The organism is Actinoplanes sp. NPDC051475 (genome assembly GCF_040689425.1).
Lineage (GTDB): Bacteria > Actinomycetota > Actinomycetes > Mycobacteriales > Micromonosporaceae > Actinoplanes.
Genome location: NZ_JBFAZZ010000013.1, coordinates 139,226 through 155,898, shown reverse-complemented (window position 1 = coordinate 155,898; position 16,673 = coordinate 139,226). Strand labels below are relative to the sequence as shown.

The 16,673-nt window shown below is 68.6% G+C and carries 18 protein-coding genes; 8 read left to right on the top strand and 10 right to left on the bottom strand.

Translation table 11 applies throughout. The features are described from left to right. Positions 1 to 133: 133 nt before the first annotated feature. The gene (locus AB0368_RS25985) at positions 134 to 3,181 is read right to left on the bottom strand and encodes an ExeM/NucH family extracellular endonuclease (protein ID WP_366156567.1); all 3,048 of its coding nucleotides are present in this window, start codon (positions 3,179 to 3,181) and stop codon (positions 134 to 136) included. 569 nt (positions 3,182 to 3,750) lie between these two features. Between AB0368_RS25985 and AB0368_RS25980 the strand changes: the two genes are divergently transcribed. Beyond that, on the top strand, positions 3,751 to 4,164 hold the full coding sequence (locus tag AB0368_RS25980; RefSeq protein ID WP_366156566.1) for an MmcQ/YjbR family DNA-binding protein: 414 nt from the start codon (positions 3,751 to 3,753) through the stop codon (positions 4,162 to 4,164). A 319-nt stretch (positions 4,165 to 4,483) separates the two neighbouring features. After that, positions 4,484 to 4,945 (top strand): hypothetical protein, encoded by a 462-nt coding sequence (locus AB0368_RS25975; RefSeq protein WP_366156565.1) that lies wholly within the window; start codon positions 4,484 to 4,486, stop codon positions 4,943 to 4,945. 72 nt (positions 4,946 to 5,017) lie between these two features. On the opposite strand, the gene AB0368_RS25970 is transcribed toward AB0368_RS25975, so the two are convergent. From AB0368_RS25970 to AB0368_RS25955, 4 genes are all read right to left on the bottom strand, one after another. Next, positions 5,018 to 6,298, bottom strand: a complete 1,281-nt coding sequence (locus AB0368_RS25970) for an RNA polymerase sigma factor (protein WP_366156564.1) — start codon at positions 6,296 to 6,298, stop codon at positions 5,018 to 5,020. A gap of 54 nt (positions 6,299 to 6,352) precedes the next feature. Next, on the bottom strand, positions 6,353 to 6,784 hold the full coding sequence (locus AB0368_RS25965) for a YciI family protein (protein WP_366156563.1): 432 nt from the start codon (positions 6,782 to 6,784) through the stop codon (positions 6,353 to 6,355). Between the two features lie 197 nt (positions 6,785 to 6,981). After that, positions 6,982 to 7,179, bottom strand: coding sequence for a hypothetical protein (locus AB0368_RS25960; RefSeq protein WP_366156562.1), 198 nt, complete (start codon positions 7,177 to 7,179; stop codon positions 6,982 to 6,984). A 458-nt stretch (positions 7,180 to 7,637) separates the two neighbouring features. Beyond that, positions 7,638 to 8,327 (bottom strand): DUF4232 domain-containing protein, encoded by a 690-nt coding sequence (locus AB0368_RS25955; RefSeq protein ID WP_366156561.1) that lies wholly within the window; start codon positions 8,325 to 8,327, stop codon positions 7,638 to 7,640. Positions 8,328 to 8,426: 99 nt separating this feature from the next. Between AB0368_RS25955 and AB0368_RS25950 the strand changes: the two genes are divergently transcribed. Further along, a complete protein-coding gene (locus AB0368_RS25950) occupies positions 8,427 to 9,650 on the top strand; it encodes a hypothetical protein (RefSeq protein WP_366156560.1) in 1,224 nt (407 codons plus the stop codon). Further along, a complete protein-coding gene (locus tag AB0368_RS25945) occupies positions 9,643 to 10,290 on the top strand; it encodes a hypothetical protein (RefSeq protein ID WP_366156559.1) in 648 nt (215 codons plus the stop codon). Before AB0368_RS25950 ends, AB0368_RS25945 begins: the two co-directional genes overlap by 8 nt. Positions 10,291 to 10,311: 21 nt before the next feature. Here the strand turns inward: AB0368_RS25945 and AB0368_RS25940 are convergent, their stop codons facing one another. Together AB0368_RS25940 and AB0368_RS25935 are read right to left on the bottom strand one after the other, a co-directional pair. Then, the gene (locus AB0368_RS25940) at positions 10,312 to 10,923 is read right to left on the bottom strand and encodes a hypothetical protein (RefSeq protein ID WP_366156558.1); all 612 of its coding nucleotides are present in this window, start codon (positions 10,921 to 10,923) and stop codon (positions 10,312 to 10,314) included. Between the two features lie 168 nt (positions 10,924 to 11,091). After that, positions 11,092 to 11,949: an MBL fold metallo-hydrolase gene (locus AB0368_RS25935; protein WP_366156557.1), complete on the bottom strand. Its 858-nt coding sequence runs from the start codon at positions 11,947 to 11,949 to the stop codon at positions 11,092 to 11,094. 167 nt (positions 11,950 to 12,116) lie between these two features. Between AB0368_RS25935 and AB0368_RS25930 the strand changes: the two genes are divergently transcribed. Further along, positions 12,117 to 12,632, top strand: a complete 516-nt coding sequence (locus tag AB0368_RS25930; RefSeq protein WP_366156556.1) for a hypothetical protein — start codon at positions 12,117 to 12,119, stop codon at positions 12,630 to 12,632. Positions 12,633 to 12,811: 179 nt separating this feature from the next. On the opposite strand, the gene AB0368_RS25925 is transcribed toward AB0368_RS25930, so the two are convergent. Both AB0368_RS25925 and AB0368_RS25920 read right to left on the bottom strand, forming a co-directional pair. Further along, positions 12,812 to 13,189: a VOC family protein gene (locus AB0368_RS25925; RefSeq protein WP_366156555.1), complete on the bottom strand. Its 378-nt coding sequence runs from the start codon at positions 13,187 to 13,189 to the stop codon at positions 12,812 to 12,814. A gap of 209 nt (positions 13,190 to 13,398) precedes the next feature. Next, on the bottom strand, positions 13,399 to 13,767 hold the full coding sequence (locus tag AB0368_RS25920; protein WP_366156554.1) for a VOC family protein: 369 nt from the start codon (positions 13,765 to 13,767) through the stop codon (positions 13,399 to 13,401). 62 nt (positions 13,768 to 13,829) lie between these two features. Between AB0368_RS25920 and AB0368_RS25915 the strand changes: the two genes are divergently transcribed. Further along, positions 13,830 to 14,288 carry a MarR family transcriptional regulator gene (locus AB0368_RS25915; RefSeq protein ID WP_366156553.1) on the top strand — a complete coding sequence of 153 codons (459 nt, stop codon included), beginning with the start codon at positions 13,830 to 13,832 and terminating at the stop codon, positions 14,286 to 14,288. A gap of 114 nt (positions 14,289 to 14,402) precedes the next feature. On the opposite strand, the gene AB0368_RS25910 is transcribed toward AB0368_RS25915, so the two are convergent. After that, positions 14,403 to 14,924, bottom strand: coding sequence for a DUF4262 domain-containing protein (locus tag AB0368_RS25910; protein WP_366156552.1), 522 nt, complete (start codon positions 14,922 to 14,924; stop codon positions 14,403 to 14,405). 265 nt (positions 14,925 to 15,189) lie between these two features. Between AB0368_RS25910 and AB0368_RS25905 the strand changes: the two genes are divergently transcribed. Together AB0368_RS25905 and AB0368_RS25900 are read left to right on the top strand one after the other, a co-directional pair. Next, on the top strand, positions 15,190 to 16,107 hold the full coding sequence (locus AB0368_RS25905; RefSeq protein WP_366156551.1) for a slipin family protein: 918 nt from the start codon (positions 15,190 to 15,192) through the stop codon (positions 16,105 to 16,107). Positions 16,108 to 16,287: 180 nt separating this feature from the next. Next, a complete protein-coding gene (locus AB0368_RS25900; protein WP_366156550.1) occupies positions 16,288 to 16,647 on the top strand; it encodes a DUF6578 domain-containing protein in 360 nt (119 codons plus the stop codon). Positions 16,648 to 16,673 lie beyond the last annotated feature (26 nt).

Here is a 16,673-nt window from a genome sequence, read left to right as displayed (position 1 = left end):
GCCGCCGTCAGCACTGATGCCCTGGTTCGGATTCACGAACACGCCGGGCGCCGACGGCGCCGACACCATCCGGGTCCACGTTTCCGGGCCGCCCCCGCTGAGCGAAGGCGGCCCGAATCGGTGACGTGTCGCGCTACGCGACGGGCTTCCAGGGCCCGTGGGGACCGGAGCTCGTCGGCTTCTCGTTGCGGTTCCACCACCGGGCGACATACTTCTTGCCCTGGTAGACGGCGGTGTCACCGGCCACGAAGACGCGCGAGGGCGTCCACACTGCGGTGCCGTCCGAGATGACGGCGATCTCTTCCCAGGCGCCGTACGGGGAGCCGGGCGGGAGGAGGGTCGTCCACCAGAGGGCGCGCCACGTCGAACCGTCGTAGCTGACGAGGTCGCCGGTTTTGTAGATCTTCTTGGCGTTCCAGGCGGGGGTCGAGGGCAGATTCAGGCCGACGATCTCCGGGTCGTGGTCGGACGCGGCGAACGGGTCGTTGCCGTTGAACAGCAGCGTCGCGTTGTAGTTGTAGCGGCTGTACGCGAACGCCACCGCCTCCTGCGCGTTGATCTCCCACACGTCGGCGCCGGTGACCATGGCCTTGGCGGCCGGGCTGGCGAACACATGGTCGATCGAGCCCGCGAGACCGTTGTACATGTACGTGTGCTCGTCCACGTCGAAGGCACCGGCGAGATCGGTGTAGCCGGCCGCGTACAGTTTCTCGATCGGGTCCTCGTGGGTGTAGGCGTTGAAGTCGCCGAGCAGGAAGATCCGGTTGGTGCGCAGGGTGTCCGCCGTCTTTGCGGCGAACGTGATCACGGCCTCGGCCTCGTGCACCCGGGTCTCGTTGAACGCGCCCTGATCGGCCGCCGGTGACGACTTGTCCTCGACGTCACCGGGGTACAGCGGGGTGCCGCTGCCCTTCGACTTCCAGTGGTTGGCGACGACGAGGAAGGCGTCCCCGTCTCCGGCGCCGGCCTTCTTGAAGCCCTGCGCCATCGGCTGACGGGCGATCGAGAACGGCTCGCCGGGGTCCGACTCGGTGGTCAGCACGACCGACGGGCCGACCGGGGCGACCTCCGCCTTCTTGTAGATGAACGCGGTGCGGATGACGTCCTGCTGGTTCAGCGGCGGCAGCTGGTCGGCGGCCGGCGACGGCACGTACGACCACACCGCCGAGCCGGCGGCGGTGTTGAGGGCGTCGACCAGGCCGGCGAGCGCGGTGTCGCGCGGCTCGCCGAACTTGACCGAGTTCTCGACCTCCTCCAACGAGACGATGCTCGCGCCGAGCCGGTTGACGCCGGTGACGATCTTCGACTGCTGACGGGCGAAGCTGGCCGCGTCGGCCGCGCCGCGCGGTCCTGAGCCGCCGTCCTTGCCGGTGCAGGTGTTCACGCCGATGTGGTTGCCCGCCCGGTCGTTGTAGTACGTGCACGTGCCCAGGCCCGCGGCGACGTACCGTTCACCGGTCATCGGGAAGTAGTTCTCGACGTTGAACGTGGCCAGGTGGCCGTTGCCAGCAAGCGCGGCCGGCTTCTGGTTGCCGGTGCGCGTGTCGCTGAACGTCGCCACCGCCGAGCCGTCGCCGGTGACCTGCGCGGTCGGCTGGAAGTTCCACAGCGAGAACCGGTAGTCGAGCACGACCGGCTGGTGGAACTCCACCTTCGAACCGACGCTGACCGGGTTGTCCGGGGTGAGCCACGGCAGCGGGCGGCCGTTGTTGGCGCTCGTGCTGTAGTTCAAGCTCGCCGCGTCGTCGAGAGTGATCGTGCGCGCGGCGTTGTCGGCGACCGCGGCCTGCGCCTCGGCGCTGCCGGCCCGCCCGGCATCGGTCGGCTGGCGCAGCGGCTTGTCGCCGGCGGCCAGCGTGAACGAGCCGTAGAAGTTCGCGTCGTAGTTGTCGGTCACGGTGAAGGCGCCCTGCGGCGTGATCAGCTCACCCTCGTGGGCCTCCTTCTGAGCGTCCGTCGTGAGCTGCGACCACGGCAGCATGCCCGCCTGCACTGCCGGCAGCGGCGTGTCGCGCTTCGTCACGGCCGGAGCGGTGATCTCGGTTTCGCCCTGGAACTCGGCGACCTTGCCGGTCACCCGTACCGAGTCGCCCACGGCGACCTGCGCGGCAGCCTGCGAGCCGAACACGAATACCGCGTCCGAGGCGCCCGGCGTGGCGTCGTCACCGCCCGCGCCGCCGGTCTCTAGGAAGAAGCCGTTCAAGCCGCCGGCCGGGTAGGCGGCGGTCACGACGCCCTCGGTGGTGACGGCCTGGCCCGCATACGGCGAGGTGTCGGTGTTGGTGCCCTGGAGCGCGGCGATCGTCACGGCCACGGCGGGCGCGGCCACCTGGAAGTCGAACGTCGCCGAACCGCTCACCCCGGCCGCGTCCGTCGCGGTCACGGTCACCTTCGACGTACCGGCGGTGGTCGGGGTCCCCGAGACGACCCCCGCGTCCGAGATCGTCAGACCGGCGGGGAGATCAACCGCTTTCCACGTGTACGGCGTGGTCCCGCCCGCGGCCTTCATCGTGAGCGGCGTGATCGCCGTGCCGGCCGTCGCGTTCTGCGTACCGGGGCTGGTCACCGTGACGGACACCGGCGGCGTCGTGCCGCCGTCCGACGAGTTCTGCGGCGTGGGCGCGGCCGCCGTGAAGTCCGCGCCGTTGTTGTCGGTGTCCAGGCCGGACGCAGCGCGCTGATAGCTCAGCACGAGCGAATTACCGGCGGCTGCCGTGCCCTCCGGCGCGTTACTGGTGCCCCAGCCGATCCGGTCGATGACCGCGGTGTCCGTGGGCAGTACGCCCGAAGCGCTCGCGGCCAGGTAGAGGGTGCCACCAGCGCCCCCCGGATTGACACTGGCGCCGGTGTTCAGGTCAGGCGCGGGCAGCGCGGCACCCGGGTTGGTGCTCGCGCCGTTACCCGGCAACTGGACGAGGAAGTGGCCGTGCGCGGCCACCGACCCGGACAGCGCGAACACCTGCGAGCCGGCCGGCGTACCGGTACTCGTCGCGGCCCGGTACTGCAGGGAGTCCCCGGCCAGCGAGATCGCGCTCGCGGTGGGGTTGAAGAGCTCGACGAACTTGTTGCTGTATGTGGCTCCGGACGAGCCGCCGTTGACGTAGACCTCGGTGATGACCAGGCCGGTGCCGGCCGTGTCGGCGAACGCCGGTGCGGCGACCCCGACAACGGACAACGACACTGCAACGGCCCCGATTGTTGAACGCCTCATGAGCGCAGGGGACAACGGACCCGACCTCCAAATTGAATGACACGACTCCCACGAGCGCGAGCCGACCCACGGACGGTAGGTGGGTGACCCTCATTGTGGGAGGACAGAGTGTGAACGGTTGGCAACACGCTAGAGCAACTTCATCGATATGACGAGATCGACCCAGCCCACTACGGCTACGACAAGCTGCGTACCTGATTGCGCGGTCCGGTCGCGCCCAGGAATACCCGGACGCGATTTGCGGGCTGTATGCCGAATTGAATCAGCGCGTCCTGATCCGCGATCGCCGGCCGACCACGGGCTCGGGCGGCGCTACGGCCCACTGGGTGAGCGTGCCGCCTCAGCCGCATGCGACTCGCCCGACGCCACCGGGACCGTCGGCAACCTCGAAGGGGTCTGATGAGAGGAGTGCTGACCGCCGGCCGCGACCGCAGCCATCCTGCACCGCCCGGAGGCGACGGTCTTGTTGCGGGGGACCCAGAATCGCACTTCAGGAAAGCGGTCGACCGAGGTTCGCCGGCGGCCGGTACTGTCGGCCCATGTCCGCCCCTGGAGACGTGCCACCGGAGATTCTGGACCGGCTGCGACCGATCTGCCGGAGGCTGCCGGAGACGTACGAGGAGCCGGCCTGGATCGGCGTCCGCTGGCGGATCCGCAAACGGACATTCGCCCATGTCTACACCGCGGACCCTGAACGTAATCTGTTCTACCCCCGGCATCTGATCGCCGGCGAACCGCCGACCTTGATGACATTTCGCGTACCGTCCGACGACCTGCTCGGCCTGACCGGCAGCGGCTTCCCGTTCTTCCGCGCCGGCTGGGGTCGCGACGTCGTCGGGGCCTTCCTCGCCGACGACACCGACTGGACCGAGATCGCCGAGCTTCTCACCGACAGCTACTGCGAGATGGCCCCGAAGTTCCTCGTCGCCCGAGTCGCTTCCTCGCCGAAGTAGCCGATCCGTAGCACCGAGACGAGTCGACGGCGCTCCTGCCTTTCTCAGCACGACGGACGGCGGCCCCTCTTGGCCCATGGAGAAGTCGCCTGCCTCGCGGTTGGGCCGGCGCTCGGCAGTGGGGTTCCGGCTTCAGATCTCGCGCAGCGGAGGTTGCTCGCACACCCGGATGCCTCCTGCGGCACGTCCTCTGTCGCCATGGCGACATTCCCGCCGTTCGATAGTCCAATGCGGACGGTTGGTTTAAAGTGATGCCTGTCGATTGCCGTACGACAGCGACAGAAGCGGGGACAGCATGAAAATTGCGATTGTGCGAGTCATGTCAGCGGTGGTGCTGGTCGGTGCGATGCTCTCCACCGGGTCCGCGGCGCACGCGGACGTCACAGCGGATCCGAGGCCGGCGGCCGGGGCCGCAGGCCCGCACGTCACCAAGGTTCCGGTATCCGGAGGCGTCGGCACCCTGAGCTATGACGCCGCCTGCTTCGGCTACACCGGCACGTTCAAGGACGGGTCGGACGTCTTGCTGGTCGACTGGGAGGACGCCGGCACGAGCATCGATGAATGTTTCGGCATTGCCCCCAGCCGGACCATCTGGCACGCCTGGCCGGGATCTGGCGGGTGGAAGCAGATGCCGAACAATGGTCGGGCCGACGACACCTGGACCGCCTACTACTCCAACGACGGCCGGCGCGGCGTGAGCGTCTACGTCGCGGGCTCGAACAGCATCTGGTGCTCGACCCGCAACGCCGGCCCCGGCTGGGGCTCCTGGTTCCAGTGCTGACCGACGGGTAAATCGACCGCGGCGGGACTGCTGTCCCGCCGCCGGTTCCCGCGGCGGCCAGGCCCTTCGCAGTCAGCCGGAAGGGTCCGTTCGCGCCGGCTGAGCGCAGGCGGCGGCGCGGTTCAGCAGCAGCGTCCGCTCCCGCTCGTTGCGGGTCAGCAACGCCGCCCGCTCGAACTCCACCCGCGCCTCGGCGTGCCGGTCCAGCTTGGCCAGGAAATCGCCGCGCACGCTGGGCAGCAGGTGGTAGTTCCGCATGGCCGGGAAGGCGATCAGCTGGTCGAGCAGCGCCAGCCCGGTCTCCGGCCCGAACGCCATGGACAGTGCCACCGCGCGGTTCAGCTCGACCACCGGGGACGGCATCGCCTGGGCCAGGTGCTCGTAGAGCCCGGCGATGCGCTCCCAGTCGGTGTCCTCGAAGTGGCGGGCGCGGGCGTGGCAGGCGGCGATGGCCGCCTGCAGGACGTACGGGCCGGGCTTGCCGTCGATCAGGGCCTCGGCCCGCCCCAACGCGGCCAGGCCGCGGCGGATCAGCAGTTGGTCCCAGCGGGCCCGGTTCTGGTCGGCCAGCAGGATCGGCTCGCCGCCCGGGCCGGTGCGGGTGGCAGCCCGGGAGGCCTGGATCTCCATCAGCGCCACGAGGCCGTGCACCTCCGGCTCGCGCGGGGCCAGCCGGGCCAGGATCCGGCCCAGCCGCAGGGCGTCCTCACACAGCGCGGGCCGCATCCAGTCGTCGCCGGCGGTGGCGGAGTAGCCCTCGTTGAAGATGAGGTAGACGACCTCGAGCACCGAGGAGAGCCGGGCGGCGAGCTCGTCGCCCTGTGGCACCTCGAACGGCACCTGGGCCTTGGCCAGGGTCTTCTTGGCCCGCACGATCCGTTGCGCCACGGTCGGTTCCGGCACCAGGAAGGCCCGGGCGATCTCGTCGGTGGTCAGCCCGCCGAGCAGCCGCAGGGTCAGCGCGGCGCGGGCTTCCGTGGACAGCACCGGGTGGCAGGCCACGAACACCAGCCGTAGCAGGTCGTCGCCGATGCCGTCGTCCTCGGCGACCATCGCGCCGATGTCCGGGGTGGATTCCTCGAGTTCCCGTCCGACCTCTTCGATCTTGCGCTTGAAGGTCTCGGCACGCCGGAACTGGTCGATGGCCCGGCGCTTGGCGGTGGTCATCAGCCACGCGCCCGGATTGTGCGGCACGCCCCCCGCCGGCCACTGCTCCAGCGCCGCGACCAGCGCATCCTGGGCAAGCTCCTCGGCCACGCCGACGTCGCGGACGAGCCTGGTCAGTCCGGCGATGAGCCGAGGCGCCTCGATCCGCCAGACAGCCTCGATCGCACGGTGGGTGTCAGTGGCCACGACCCCCGACTATCCCACCGCGCGAACAGACGCAACAATTCCAGGCTGTGCTGATCAGTTTTCTCCGCCGGCCTTCGCGCGCCGCTTGTCCACGGCCTGCTGCTGCTCGGCGGTGAAGTTCTCGCCGAAGTCCTCGGCCTCGAACACCCGCCGGATCTCGATGTTCTGGGCTTCCCCGCCCGGACTCTGGACCGGGCAGCGCTTGAACCACTCGACGCACTCCTCGAGCGACTTCATCTCGACGAGGAAGAATCCGGCGATGAGCTCCTTGGTCTCGGTGAACGGCCCGTCCACCACGGTCCTCTTGTCGCCGTCGAAGTAGATCCGGGCGCTTTTCGCGCTGGATTGGAGGCCCTCAGCGGCCAGCAGCACCCCGGCGTCGACCAGCTCCTCGAGGAACTTGCCCATCCTGTCGAAATCCTCGGTGGCGGGCAGCACGCCGGCTTCGCTCTCCGCGGTGGCCTTGGTGATCACCATGAACCGCATCGCTGTCTCCTCATGTCAGGGTGTCTTCTCACCTACGCGTCGAACGGCGGCCGGCCTGTTCGACACCCTGCCAGAAGTTTTTCTTATCAGCGATGAAGTCGGCTTTGCCCTGAGACTTCCGTTATCCGCTCGCCGCGAGGTCCGCGTCCCCACCCACCTTCAGGGCCTCGCCGGCCGACCGGCAGGTCGGGAGCGGTTCAGCAGGAGCAGCTCGGGTCGGCGGCGAAGACGTTGATGTAGATGACCAGAGGCAACCAGACGGTCAGCGGGATGACCCAGGCCAGCCAGTAGCGGCGAGTCGGCAGGCCCATGTGGCGCGCGGTCCTGGCGCGGTGGATGACCAGAGCCAGGCCGAGGATGCCGGAAAACAAGGTGGCCAGGACGATCAGCACCACACCCGGAGCCTTTCTCGCCGGCGCATGCGGATAACCAGGCGCTTGCATCACTGCGGGATATCCGTACGGCACGGGCTGAGTTGGCGATGGCCACTGGTGCTGGTACGCGCCACCGTAGGGCTGCGGGTATTCGTGGGTCACGTGCGGCTCCAACAGCGTGTAGACGGGGGTCCGGCGCCTCCTTTCGGCCAGCCGAGCCGCAACTTGACGACTTGTCGCACTCGACTGCACGGGTGACCGGACGACCGCGGCGGTCGCACCACCGTGCTGACCGCCCGCCGACTCGGCCGGCGCCGCGACACCTACCGGCCGAACGGGGACGTAGCCGGCAAAGCAGCGACCATCGACCGGGGCGGCGAGCATCGGCAGGAAAGGAACGCCGCTCGACTGGCCACCCGGATCGCAGTCACCGCGTCAAATGAGGAGGCCCGCCGGTTGACCCGCCCGCTGGGGGCGGATCACGGCAGCGGGCCGCCGGTCTCCACAGGTTCCGAGGCGGAGGCGCCGGGGACCGGCGGGCCGGCCGGAGACGCCGGGGCGTCGGTGTCCGGGAGAAGCTCCCACGCGCTGACCCCGATCCGGCCGGTGCTGCCCAGGTCGAGACCGCCGTCCGGAGCGACGACCTGAGACGGGCGGCCGGCCAGCGGGGCGATGTCGAGGAACCTCACAGTCACCGGCGGCTTCCGGATGTCGTCGTAGGTGTTGCGCCAGGCCACGGCCGCGCCGGCCCGCTGTCCCGGCTTCAAGACCACGGGCTGCGGCCGGCCGTCCCACGGCATGACCGAGCCGATGATCTCTTTCACCCCGTGCAGGACCCGGACCTTCAGCGCCACCCGGTCCTCGCCGAGGGACCGTACGGCCGGATAGCCGTTCAGCGGGTAGGTCCGCGACCCGCAGTTGACCAGCGTGATGCCGAGCACCCGCAGCCCCATCGCGGCGTCCCCCTCGCCCACCTCGAACCGGACACCCTCGGGCGGGCAGGTCACGGCGGTCACCGACGGGGTGGCGCGGCCGGACCGGAAGGGCACCGGCTTCGACGGGAACGCGACCGGCTCCGAGGCGGACGAGGTCGCCGGCGGAGCACAGCCGGCGAGCAACGCCGCGAGGGCGAGCAGGACAGCGAAGCGATGGGCTCGGAATCCGATCACCGACCCATTCTGCCCGTACGGAAAAACCGCAGCTCAGGTCGCGCAGGAGAGCGCTCTGCAAACTCTCCGGCACCACCCATCGCGGCACCTTCCGAGCTCTTGGGGCAGCGGGCGGACGCGACGACCCGATATTCTGGTCAGCTGTCCCATGGAAGGCTGACCGCATTGGCCGCTGATCGTGTCCACCTGCCCGATTTCCGGCTGCTTACCTGGCGTGACGTCGACCCTGCCACCCGCCCTGATTTTGATCCGGCAGGTGTGGCCGAGCTGGTGCGGTCGCTGCCCCTGGCCGCCGAGGTCCCACCGGCCGGCACCGACTGGCGGCTCGCCGATTTCTGGCGGGATCGGATGACAGCGGCCCTGGTCGAGCGCCTCGGGGAGTGGGCGGTGGGCTGGCAGTACACGGTGGTGATGGAGGACTACCCGGGCCGCGGCGTCATCCCGATCTGGTGGGACGTGGAGCTGACGATCACGACGCCGGCCGAGACACTGAACCGCCTCGCCCAGGCCCTGGTGGCCTGGCACGAACTGACCGTCGAACTCGCCACCGACGCCTGCGGCCGGTTCGCCGCGGCAGCGCCGGCCACGACCGGCAGCACCGGCGACCCGGTGGCCTGGCGGGCGGTCAAGTCACCCGGCATCAGCCGCTTCAACCCCGCGCATTTCACCCGGAGCGTTCCCCACCCGGCAAGCCTGAGCTGGATCGACGTCGATCCGCGAGGCCGGGACTTCGATCCGGCGACGGTTGCGGCCGTGGTGGCCGAACTCGTGACGGCCGAGAATCTCCCGGGGCAGGACGCGGACTGGCGTCTGCGGGACCTGTGGCTGGAGAACATATCGATCGGATTCACCGAACGGTACGGGCCGTGGACGGTCGGCTGGCGTTGGTCAGTCGGCGAGGGCGACCTCGACGGCGGGCCGGTCGGCAACTGGTGCTGTTTTCCGCACTCGGTCACGACCACGGAGGAAACCGCTGCCACTGTCTGCGCCTCACTGATCGAGTGGCGCGGTTGGTTGGAAGACACCGCCGAACGGTTCGACCGCTTCCTCCCGCTGGCCTCCGACAACCTCGACGGCTGGGAACGCGCGGTCGCTCACCTGGTGACCGCCGTCGGGGACCGAACCCAGTACGAGTCCGCCTGGTACCGCTGTTGCACCACCGTCCTCGGCTGGTTCCTGGAAGCGGCCGGCATCTCCTTTGGCGAGCACGACAAGCTGCTCGAGCACGCGATCGGCGGCCGGTTCGCCAGTTGGGCCGAGCCGGACCGGAAGCTCATCGCGTCGGTGGCCGAGCGACTTGCCGGGCAGGTGTCCGGTGCCTGACCAGCTCACGGCCTGGCAGCGGGTCCGCGAGCAGGTGCCGTGGCGCGACGTCGTCCCGCACCTGCAAACCCCGGTACTCGCTGTCCGGGACGGGTTCACCGCCCATGCCGCGATCGGCGAGGATCAACGACGGCAGAGTCTGCTGGTGGCCGCGCACGACGACGTCCGGCGTGCGGCGGCTACCGGTGCCGGTCTCACCGCGGACCTGACGGCCCGCTCGAACGCGATGCTGCGTGGCATTCCGGCCGCCGCTTTCCGCCGGGGCCCGGCTTTCGCCAAGAACGGCCGGGATCGGTACGGGCTGCAGGCCACCACCCCTCGGCGGTACGAATCGTGCTTGTCGGGAGCCTCGGACCTGACGATCCCGGTGGTGGCCCGTGCGGCCCGGGCCTATCTCGACGTCGCGTTCTTCCACCCGTACGACGACGGCAACGCCCGCCTGGGCGGCCTGGTCCTGCAATTCGTGCTGCTGTGTGCCGACGTCGAACTCGACGAGGTCCGTCCCATCCTCACCACTGTCCGCCGCGCTGATGATCCGGACGGCGCAGCCGACTTCGCCCGCCTGGTGCACGGCATCGCCACCGCCACTCACCGCCGCTGGCTCCGCTCGGTGGAACTGCGCCTTCACTGCGGCGGATGAGGATGCCGCTCACGCATCCGGCTACGCGGCGGCTGATCGGCGGCCCCCGTGAGAGCCGACCAAGGCGTCTGCCACATTCGCGGCGTCTGCTTCGGCGACGTCGGCGGGGTACTCCGGCAGGAGGTCGTCCCAGACGACCAGCCAGGATCCGTAAAGCTGCGCCTGACCCTCGGGCCGGGCAAAGAACCAGACATGCAGATGCGCGGCGCCGTCGCCAATGCGATAGACGTGGGCTCGCGAGACATGCGGCAGGGCCTGCACGTGCCTGACGATCCGCGTGGTCAACAGGCCCAGCTCCGCGGCCAGCTCGTCGGGAAGATCCGCCATGTCGTAGTGATCACGCGGGTACAGCATGAGCGCCAGCGGCACGCCCACTCCTGGAACCCGGGCCAGCCGCCAGTGATCGTTGAACCAGATTCCCTCGTCGCGCTCCTGGCAGTTCCTGCAATTCGTCGGGTCCTCGCCGTGCCGGGCAGGTTCGGGAAGCACCGGCGGGCGCAGCGGTGCGACGCGAAGTCCATCCTGTTCGAAGGGGCTGATGTCCCATCCCGTCATGCGAGCCAGCGGAAGCCGCCGCTCGTTGTCCGCGACGGCGACGGCGTGCTCATAGAACTGGTCCGGACGCAAGGCCATGGCGCGAAGCCTAGTACGACCAAGATCCGTCGTTGTCCCTCGCTGCTGCATGACTGCCGCCGGATAGTCGGCTGTCAGGTTCAGCCGGCGGCGAGCGGGCGTGCTCTCATTCGTTCCCGCGCCTGCGTTGGCATCACGCTGGAGGGCCCGCGAGAGCGCCGCCACGGTTCAGGGGACGAAGGGCGTAATCGTCTCGAAGGGGTCCTGGAAGCGGACGGTCCAACCGCCTTCAGCACTCTTGCGGTCGAGGAAGTCTTTGGTGTCGGTGAGCCTGTCCATGAACGCCGGCATCGGGCGCAGCTTTTTGGTGAGCGGGTGCATGAAGTTGTCCCAATGCACCGGGATGATGAGCTTGGGGCTGATGGCTTCGACAACGTGATGCCAGTACCCCTCGCGGAAGTGCTCTGGCTGCGCCCCCAACGCACCGATCCCGAGGTATAGCACGTCGGCCTGCACACCTTTGAACTTGTCGGGGACGAAGTTGGCGCTGGGATGGATGAAGACCGACCCGGTGGGATGGGCGATGTGGAAGGAGTAGCAGCCGCCGTCGCGGTAGCTGCTCGCTCTGGCCGGGGTGGTGAGGGGCTCATCAATCGTGCCCGGGTACCGGTTGCCGGGGCTGTGCAGGCCCTCGAAGACCCGTACGCCGAAGTCGCCGACGGTGTGCTCATCGCCGTCGGCGATGCGCTGCAGGCTGTCCTCGCCCAGGCCGGCGCCGCGTCCGACGTTGAGGGTCGATTCGGACCCGTACAGCGTGCCGCCGAGCTGCCTGATCACCTCGGGTGCGTCCAAGGCGTGGTCGTAATGGGAGTGGGCGACGAAGATGCCGTCCAGACGCTCCACGTGTCCACGGGCCAACGCCTGGCTGATTCGGCCGCGATCGGGCGCGATGCGTCCCAGGGCGACGCGCAGCAGCGGTGGTCTGCTCAAGAACGCGTCGGTGAAGATGCCGGCCGTCGCGTCGCTCACGAATACCGACGTCGTGCCGAAGAAGGTGCACTGGACCGGTCGGTCGTCGTTTGCCATCTCTCGGGTGCCCTCTCCGTTTGCCGCTTGCCGGTCGGTCAGCCGGGACCCGGTTCACGCTCGCCTCGCTGCAGTTGAGTGCAGCCGGGTCAGAGCGGAGCTTTCTCGCTGCCGACAGTCCGAGTCTGTAGTCACCGAAACCGCGCCACCGCCATGACCACCTTGGCATGAACCGGAATCCTTTGAACGCCAAGCGGGAATCAGACCACGACCACACCCCACGGACAGCGATCTTGGCGGCCGGTGCGGTCCTCGCAACCACCAGTCTCGCCGGAGCCGCGACGGCCAGCCTCGACCTGGCGGTCGGAACGTCCCCGCTGGAGTTCCAGCCTCCTGCGACGCTTCCCGATTCCGGCGTCGCCACCGTCACGATCACGAACTTCGGCACCACCCGGCCATCCGCCGCGAGCATCGAGGTGGACACGGTGTCCCGGCTTCATCAGGTCACCGTGAACGGACTGCCATGCCGCATAGTCACCCGACCCGGTGGGACAGACGTGGCCCGATGCGCCATTCCGTCGAAGACGATCCCAGTGCCCCAGCGGTCAGTCACCATGGCGCTCGTCGTCGAAATCAACTCATCGCCCGGGAACTGTTCCTGCGCACCTCTCACCGTCCGGCTACTGGTCACCGGTGACAGCAACCCGTCCAACAACGTCGCCGTCGCACCTATCGTTCGATGAGCCACGGTTCGAATGGCAGCGATGCCGGATGCGCAGACGTCGGCATCAGGCGCTGAGCGTCCAGCCCACCCGCTCGGATCTCGGCAGAGTGGATACCCGGAGGCGTTCGGTCACCTCTTGTCGATGGACCGCCGCGACGCCGGCCATCGGGGCGCCCTCCGGGTATCCTCGCGCGCCGATCAGCCATTCGGCCTGGACTGGATCGCCTGCAGCGACCAGCTGTTGCCGTCGGGGTCCCGGAAGTGGACGAACTGGCCCCACGGCTGCACGTCGATGTCACCGGCCTCGACGCCGGCGTCCAACAGTTGTTCGCGGGCGGCGCCGGCGTCAGCCACTACGACCTGAATCTCCTGGGTGCCCGGCACTTTGTCGGTGATGCCAGCACCGATCACGATGGAGCAGGCCGAACCGGGCGGCGTGAGCTGGACGAACCGCAGGTCGGCATGCACTTCGTGGTCGTGGTCGGCATTGAAGCCGATCTGCTGGTAGAACGCCTTGGCGCGGTCTACGTCGGTGACCGGCACGGGGATGAGTTCGATCTTCCACGTTGGTGTCATGGGACTCATCGTGCCAACCATTGCGGTCAGAACACGACCGCCGATGTACGGTCGCGCCCGCCCATCCATAGACCTCCGCGCCTGCAGCCCCGGCCCTTGCGCGGTGGCGGGGGTAGAGCCGCTGCCGAAGAACTACTGATGGGAACCGCCGGAAACACCGTTGACGGGAGAGATCCGGGAACGGCGATCATCCGGCGGCGTTTGGCTCATCAGGTGCGGTCGTGGAGAGTGACCTGGTAGCCGTCGGGGTCGGCGAAGGTGAATGTCCGGCCGAAGGGGCCGTCGATCGGTGCGGAGACGATGGTGTGACCGTCGGCGACGAGGGCATCGTAAATGCCCTGGACGTCTGTGGCGTGGAGCCAGATCGCGGCACCGATGCCGGGCTGAGCAACGGATGCGAGATCGGTGCCGGGAACAACGGTGCGGAGCGCGAACGCGATCGGCTTCGTGTCGAAGACGACGGCGTGCGGAGGTCCGGCCTGTGAGCGGACGAGGCCGAGGTACTGCTCGTAGAACGCCCGTGAGGCGTCAAGGTCGCGCGCTTGCAGCGAGACGAAGTCGGGGCCGGTGGCGGGCATGATGATGCTCCTTTGCTCGTGTCAGGTAACTGACACGAGGCAATCTATGTCAGAATGCTGACATGAGTCAAGACAGGACGGGCGTCGACCTGGAGACGTCACTGGGCTACCTGCTGAAAGAGGCCTCGAGTGCCCTCCGCGTGGCCATGGAGGAAGTGCTGCGGCCGCTCGGGATGAACGTGACGCGCTACTCCTGCCTAGAGTTGCTGGCTCAACGACCGGGGTTGTCGAACTCGGAGCTCGCGCGGGGCGCGTTCGTGACCCGGCAGTCGATGAACGTGCTGCTCCAGGCCCTTGAACGAGAGGGGTACGTGACCAGGCCAGCGGAGGCGCCCGTCGGGAAGGTTCTTCCCACGCGGCTCACGCCTCGCGGCCGGCGGAGTCTCGAGAAGGCGACCGTAGCGGTCCGGTCCGTCGAAGTCAGGATGCTGGCCGGCCTGACCGAGACCGAGCAGTCAGGCGCGTTCCGGATCCTGCAAAGCATGGTCCGTTCCCTGCGCGACGGCAACGACGGCGCGTAACTGCCGCGCGACGCTCATGCATGCGACGCCGAAAGATTGGGGCAAGCGGTACGACGTGACGAGAACAGCTACCTATCCGGCTGGCTTGGGTCACGGCGGACGAGGTGGAAGTGGTCAGACGTCTTGGGTCCAGATCCCTTGCGCGTGCTCGCCGGGCGCGAGCCAGAGGTGTGGCTGGGCGAGGCTGCCGGTGTCCCAGGGGAACGCGCCGTCGCGGTCCGGCCAGACAACCTCGAGAAATGGGATCGGCGGGCGCCGGTAGAACCAGATACCGTGGCCGAAGAAGGCCCGGTACCAGGCCGGCTCGATGGTCCTCAGGCGCACCGGATAGCCGTTGACGACATCGTCGTGGACCTGGCCGTCGGCGAGTCCGTCGCGTTGAGCGAGGATGTTCAAGCAGGACTGCATGACGCGCAGGTCGAGGCCGAACATGGCCAGTTCCGGCCCGCCACGGCTGTGCCAACGGCCGATGGTGTACGTCCACCCCGGCCCCTGCTCGTCCGCCGGAACTCCGGTGACGCTCCACCCGAACTTCTCCACGTTGCCGATCACGCCACAGTCGGCCGCGTCGTAGTCGTCGCGATCGCCGTAGTCGTGGCAGATGACGCAGCGGCAGATCCGCGAAGCCTCGAACACGGGCAGAGCCTATGCGATCACCGCTGCATGCCGGTAAACGGCCGACTCGGCGGTTCTGCGGGTTCCGCACCGATCGCAGACGAGTCGACGGAGTAAGTCGCGTGCGCCCACACTCTCCACCTGGTCCTGGAGCACCGTGGGTCGTCGATAGGCACGAGGGGCCGGCCGGCTCGGGCTGTGTGTGATATTGCGTTGTGGATGATCGGCGCCCTTGAGATCCTTTACTCGGCCCCGGCGGACTCAGAAGAAAGCGCCTCCGTGGCGGATGCCCTGGCGATCACACCGCGCTTATCCGCTGCCTTCACGGCGACCGATCCTTCCCATCGGATCCGCTACGGGGCCGCCCAATTCTTTCGTTCCTGTGTTGAGGTGCTCCATGACAAATCACCCAGAGGTGATCATTCGCAGCGGATTCCGTGGTCTTCGCTATGTGGACGGCCGACTCGGCGAAGTGCTCGAGCCGGGCCGATATGAACTGCCCCGTCGGCGGTTCGGTGGCCGGCGAGTGCCGCGCGTCGAAATCGTGCTCGTTGATGTGCGCGAGCGCGAGCTCAACATCAAGGGCCAGGAGATCCTGACCGCCGACAAGGTGGCCGTACGGGTCAACATCATCACGCACTTCCGGGTGGTCGACCCGGTCGCCGCGAAGGAGCGGGTCGCCGACTTCGACGACCGCATCTACAGCGACGTCCAGCTGGCCGCGCGGCGATCGCTCGCGTCGATGACGCTCGAGGCCATCCTGACCAACCGCAACCAGCTCAGCGAGGACATCCTGCGCGACGTCGAGGGCGTCTCGGCCGGCTACGGCGTCGAGATCATCCGCGCGGACGTGAAGGACCTGGTCTTCCCGGGCAATCTTCAGGAGGTCATGAATCGCGTGCTCACCGCGCAGCGGATGGCCGAGGCGCAGATGGTCGAGGCGCGCACACGCGCCGACCGGGAGACGCTCGAGGCCGCCGCACGCGCCGAGTCGACCCGGGTCGGCGCCGAGGCGGACGCTGAGGCCAAGCGCATCCGCGCCGACGCCGAGGTGGACGCGCTGCGTCGGCTGGCCGCGGCAGCCGAGGCGTACGCGCAGCACCCGGCCCTGCTCCGGCTCCGCGAGCTGGAAACGCTCGGCGCCCTGGGCGAGAACGCGGCGGCCCGCCTGTACATCGGCTTCGACAAGCACGTGGCCGATTGACCGACTCGATTCCGGTCGGGCTCCGGGAGCGAGCAGCCGGCCCAACAGCGGCACGAACGGTTGAGGACAGGCTCTCGTCCTGCCCAGCGACTGCACTACGCGGTGCAAGATGAGTGGCCGCTGGGCAGGCGGTCCTGGCCTCAGCAGCGTCGCGCCCGTCGTCCCTGGCAGGCTTGGCGGGTGGAGATCAACGTGTGGATGGACCATTGGCAGATGGAGTGTTGTGGTGTTCCATTCCACACGGGGTCCGAGGTGCAGTGGCAGCTGCGACCGGCGACTGGACTGGAATGGCTCGACGTCGTCTTGTCCCCCGGTGTCGCGGCGACCGTCGGCGCTGTCGAAGACCACCACGGCGGCAGCCCGCTGAGAGCGGCCACGGTGGTGTCGATCGCTACGGTGCACTGTCGTTTCGATCCGCAGCCAGTACGAGGCTCTGGCGCGATGGCATGGGTGCAGACGGCGGAGAGGTGGACCAGCGACGACGGCGACCAGCATTTCGCCGGCTTTCTCGTACGGGCTCTGCTCGCCGACGGGATCTGAACCCCTGGAGCATGGTGCTGGGTCGG

Bases quoted from the DNA above. Each gene is read 5' to 3' on its own strand.
- AB0368_RS25940 (WP_366156558.1), bottom strand. From the start codon at position 10,923: ATGGCCTTGCGTCCGGACCAGTTCTATGAGCACGCCGTCGCCGTCGCG.
- AB0368_RS25925 (WP_366156555.1), bottom strand. From the start codon at position 13,189: ATGACACCAACGTGGAAGATCGAACTCATCCCCGTGCCGGTCACCGAC.
- AB0368_RS25915 (WP_366156553.1), top strand. From the start codon at position 13,830: ATGAGTCAAGACAGGACGGGCGTCGACCTGGAGACGTCACTGGGCTAC.
- AB0368_RS25905 (WP_366156551.1), top strand. From the start codon at position 15,190: ATGCCCTGGCGATCACACCGCGCTTATCCGCTGCCTTCACGGCGACCG.
- AB0368_RS25980 (WP_366156566.1), top strand. From the start codon at position 3,751: ATGTCCGCCCCTGGAGACGTGCCACCGGAGATTCTGGACCGGCTGCGA.
- AB0368_RS25935 (WP_366156557.1), bottom strand. From the start codon at position 11,949: ATGGCAAACGACGACCGACCGGTCCAGTGCACCTTCTTCGGCACGACG.
- AB0368_RS25930 (WP_366156556.1), top strand. From the start codon at position 12,117: ATGAACCGGAATCCTTTGAACGCCAAGCGGGAATCAGACCACGACCAC.
- AB0368_RS25975 (WP_366156565.1), top strand. From the start codon at position 4,484: ATGTCAGCGGTGGTGCTGGTCGGTGCGATGCTCTCCACCGGGTCCGCG.
- AB0368_RS25920 (WP_366156554.1), bottom strand. From the start codon at position 13,767: ATGCCCGCCACCGGCCCCGACTTCGTCTCGCTGCAAGCGCGCGACCTT.
- AB0368_RS25965 (WP_366156563.1), bottom strand. From the start codon at position 6,784: ATGCGGTTCATGGTGATCACCAAGGCCACCGCGGAGAGCGAAGCCGGC.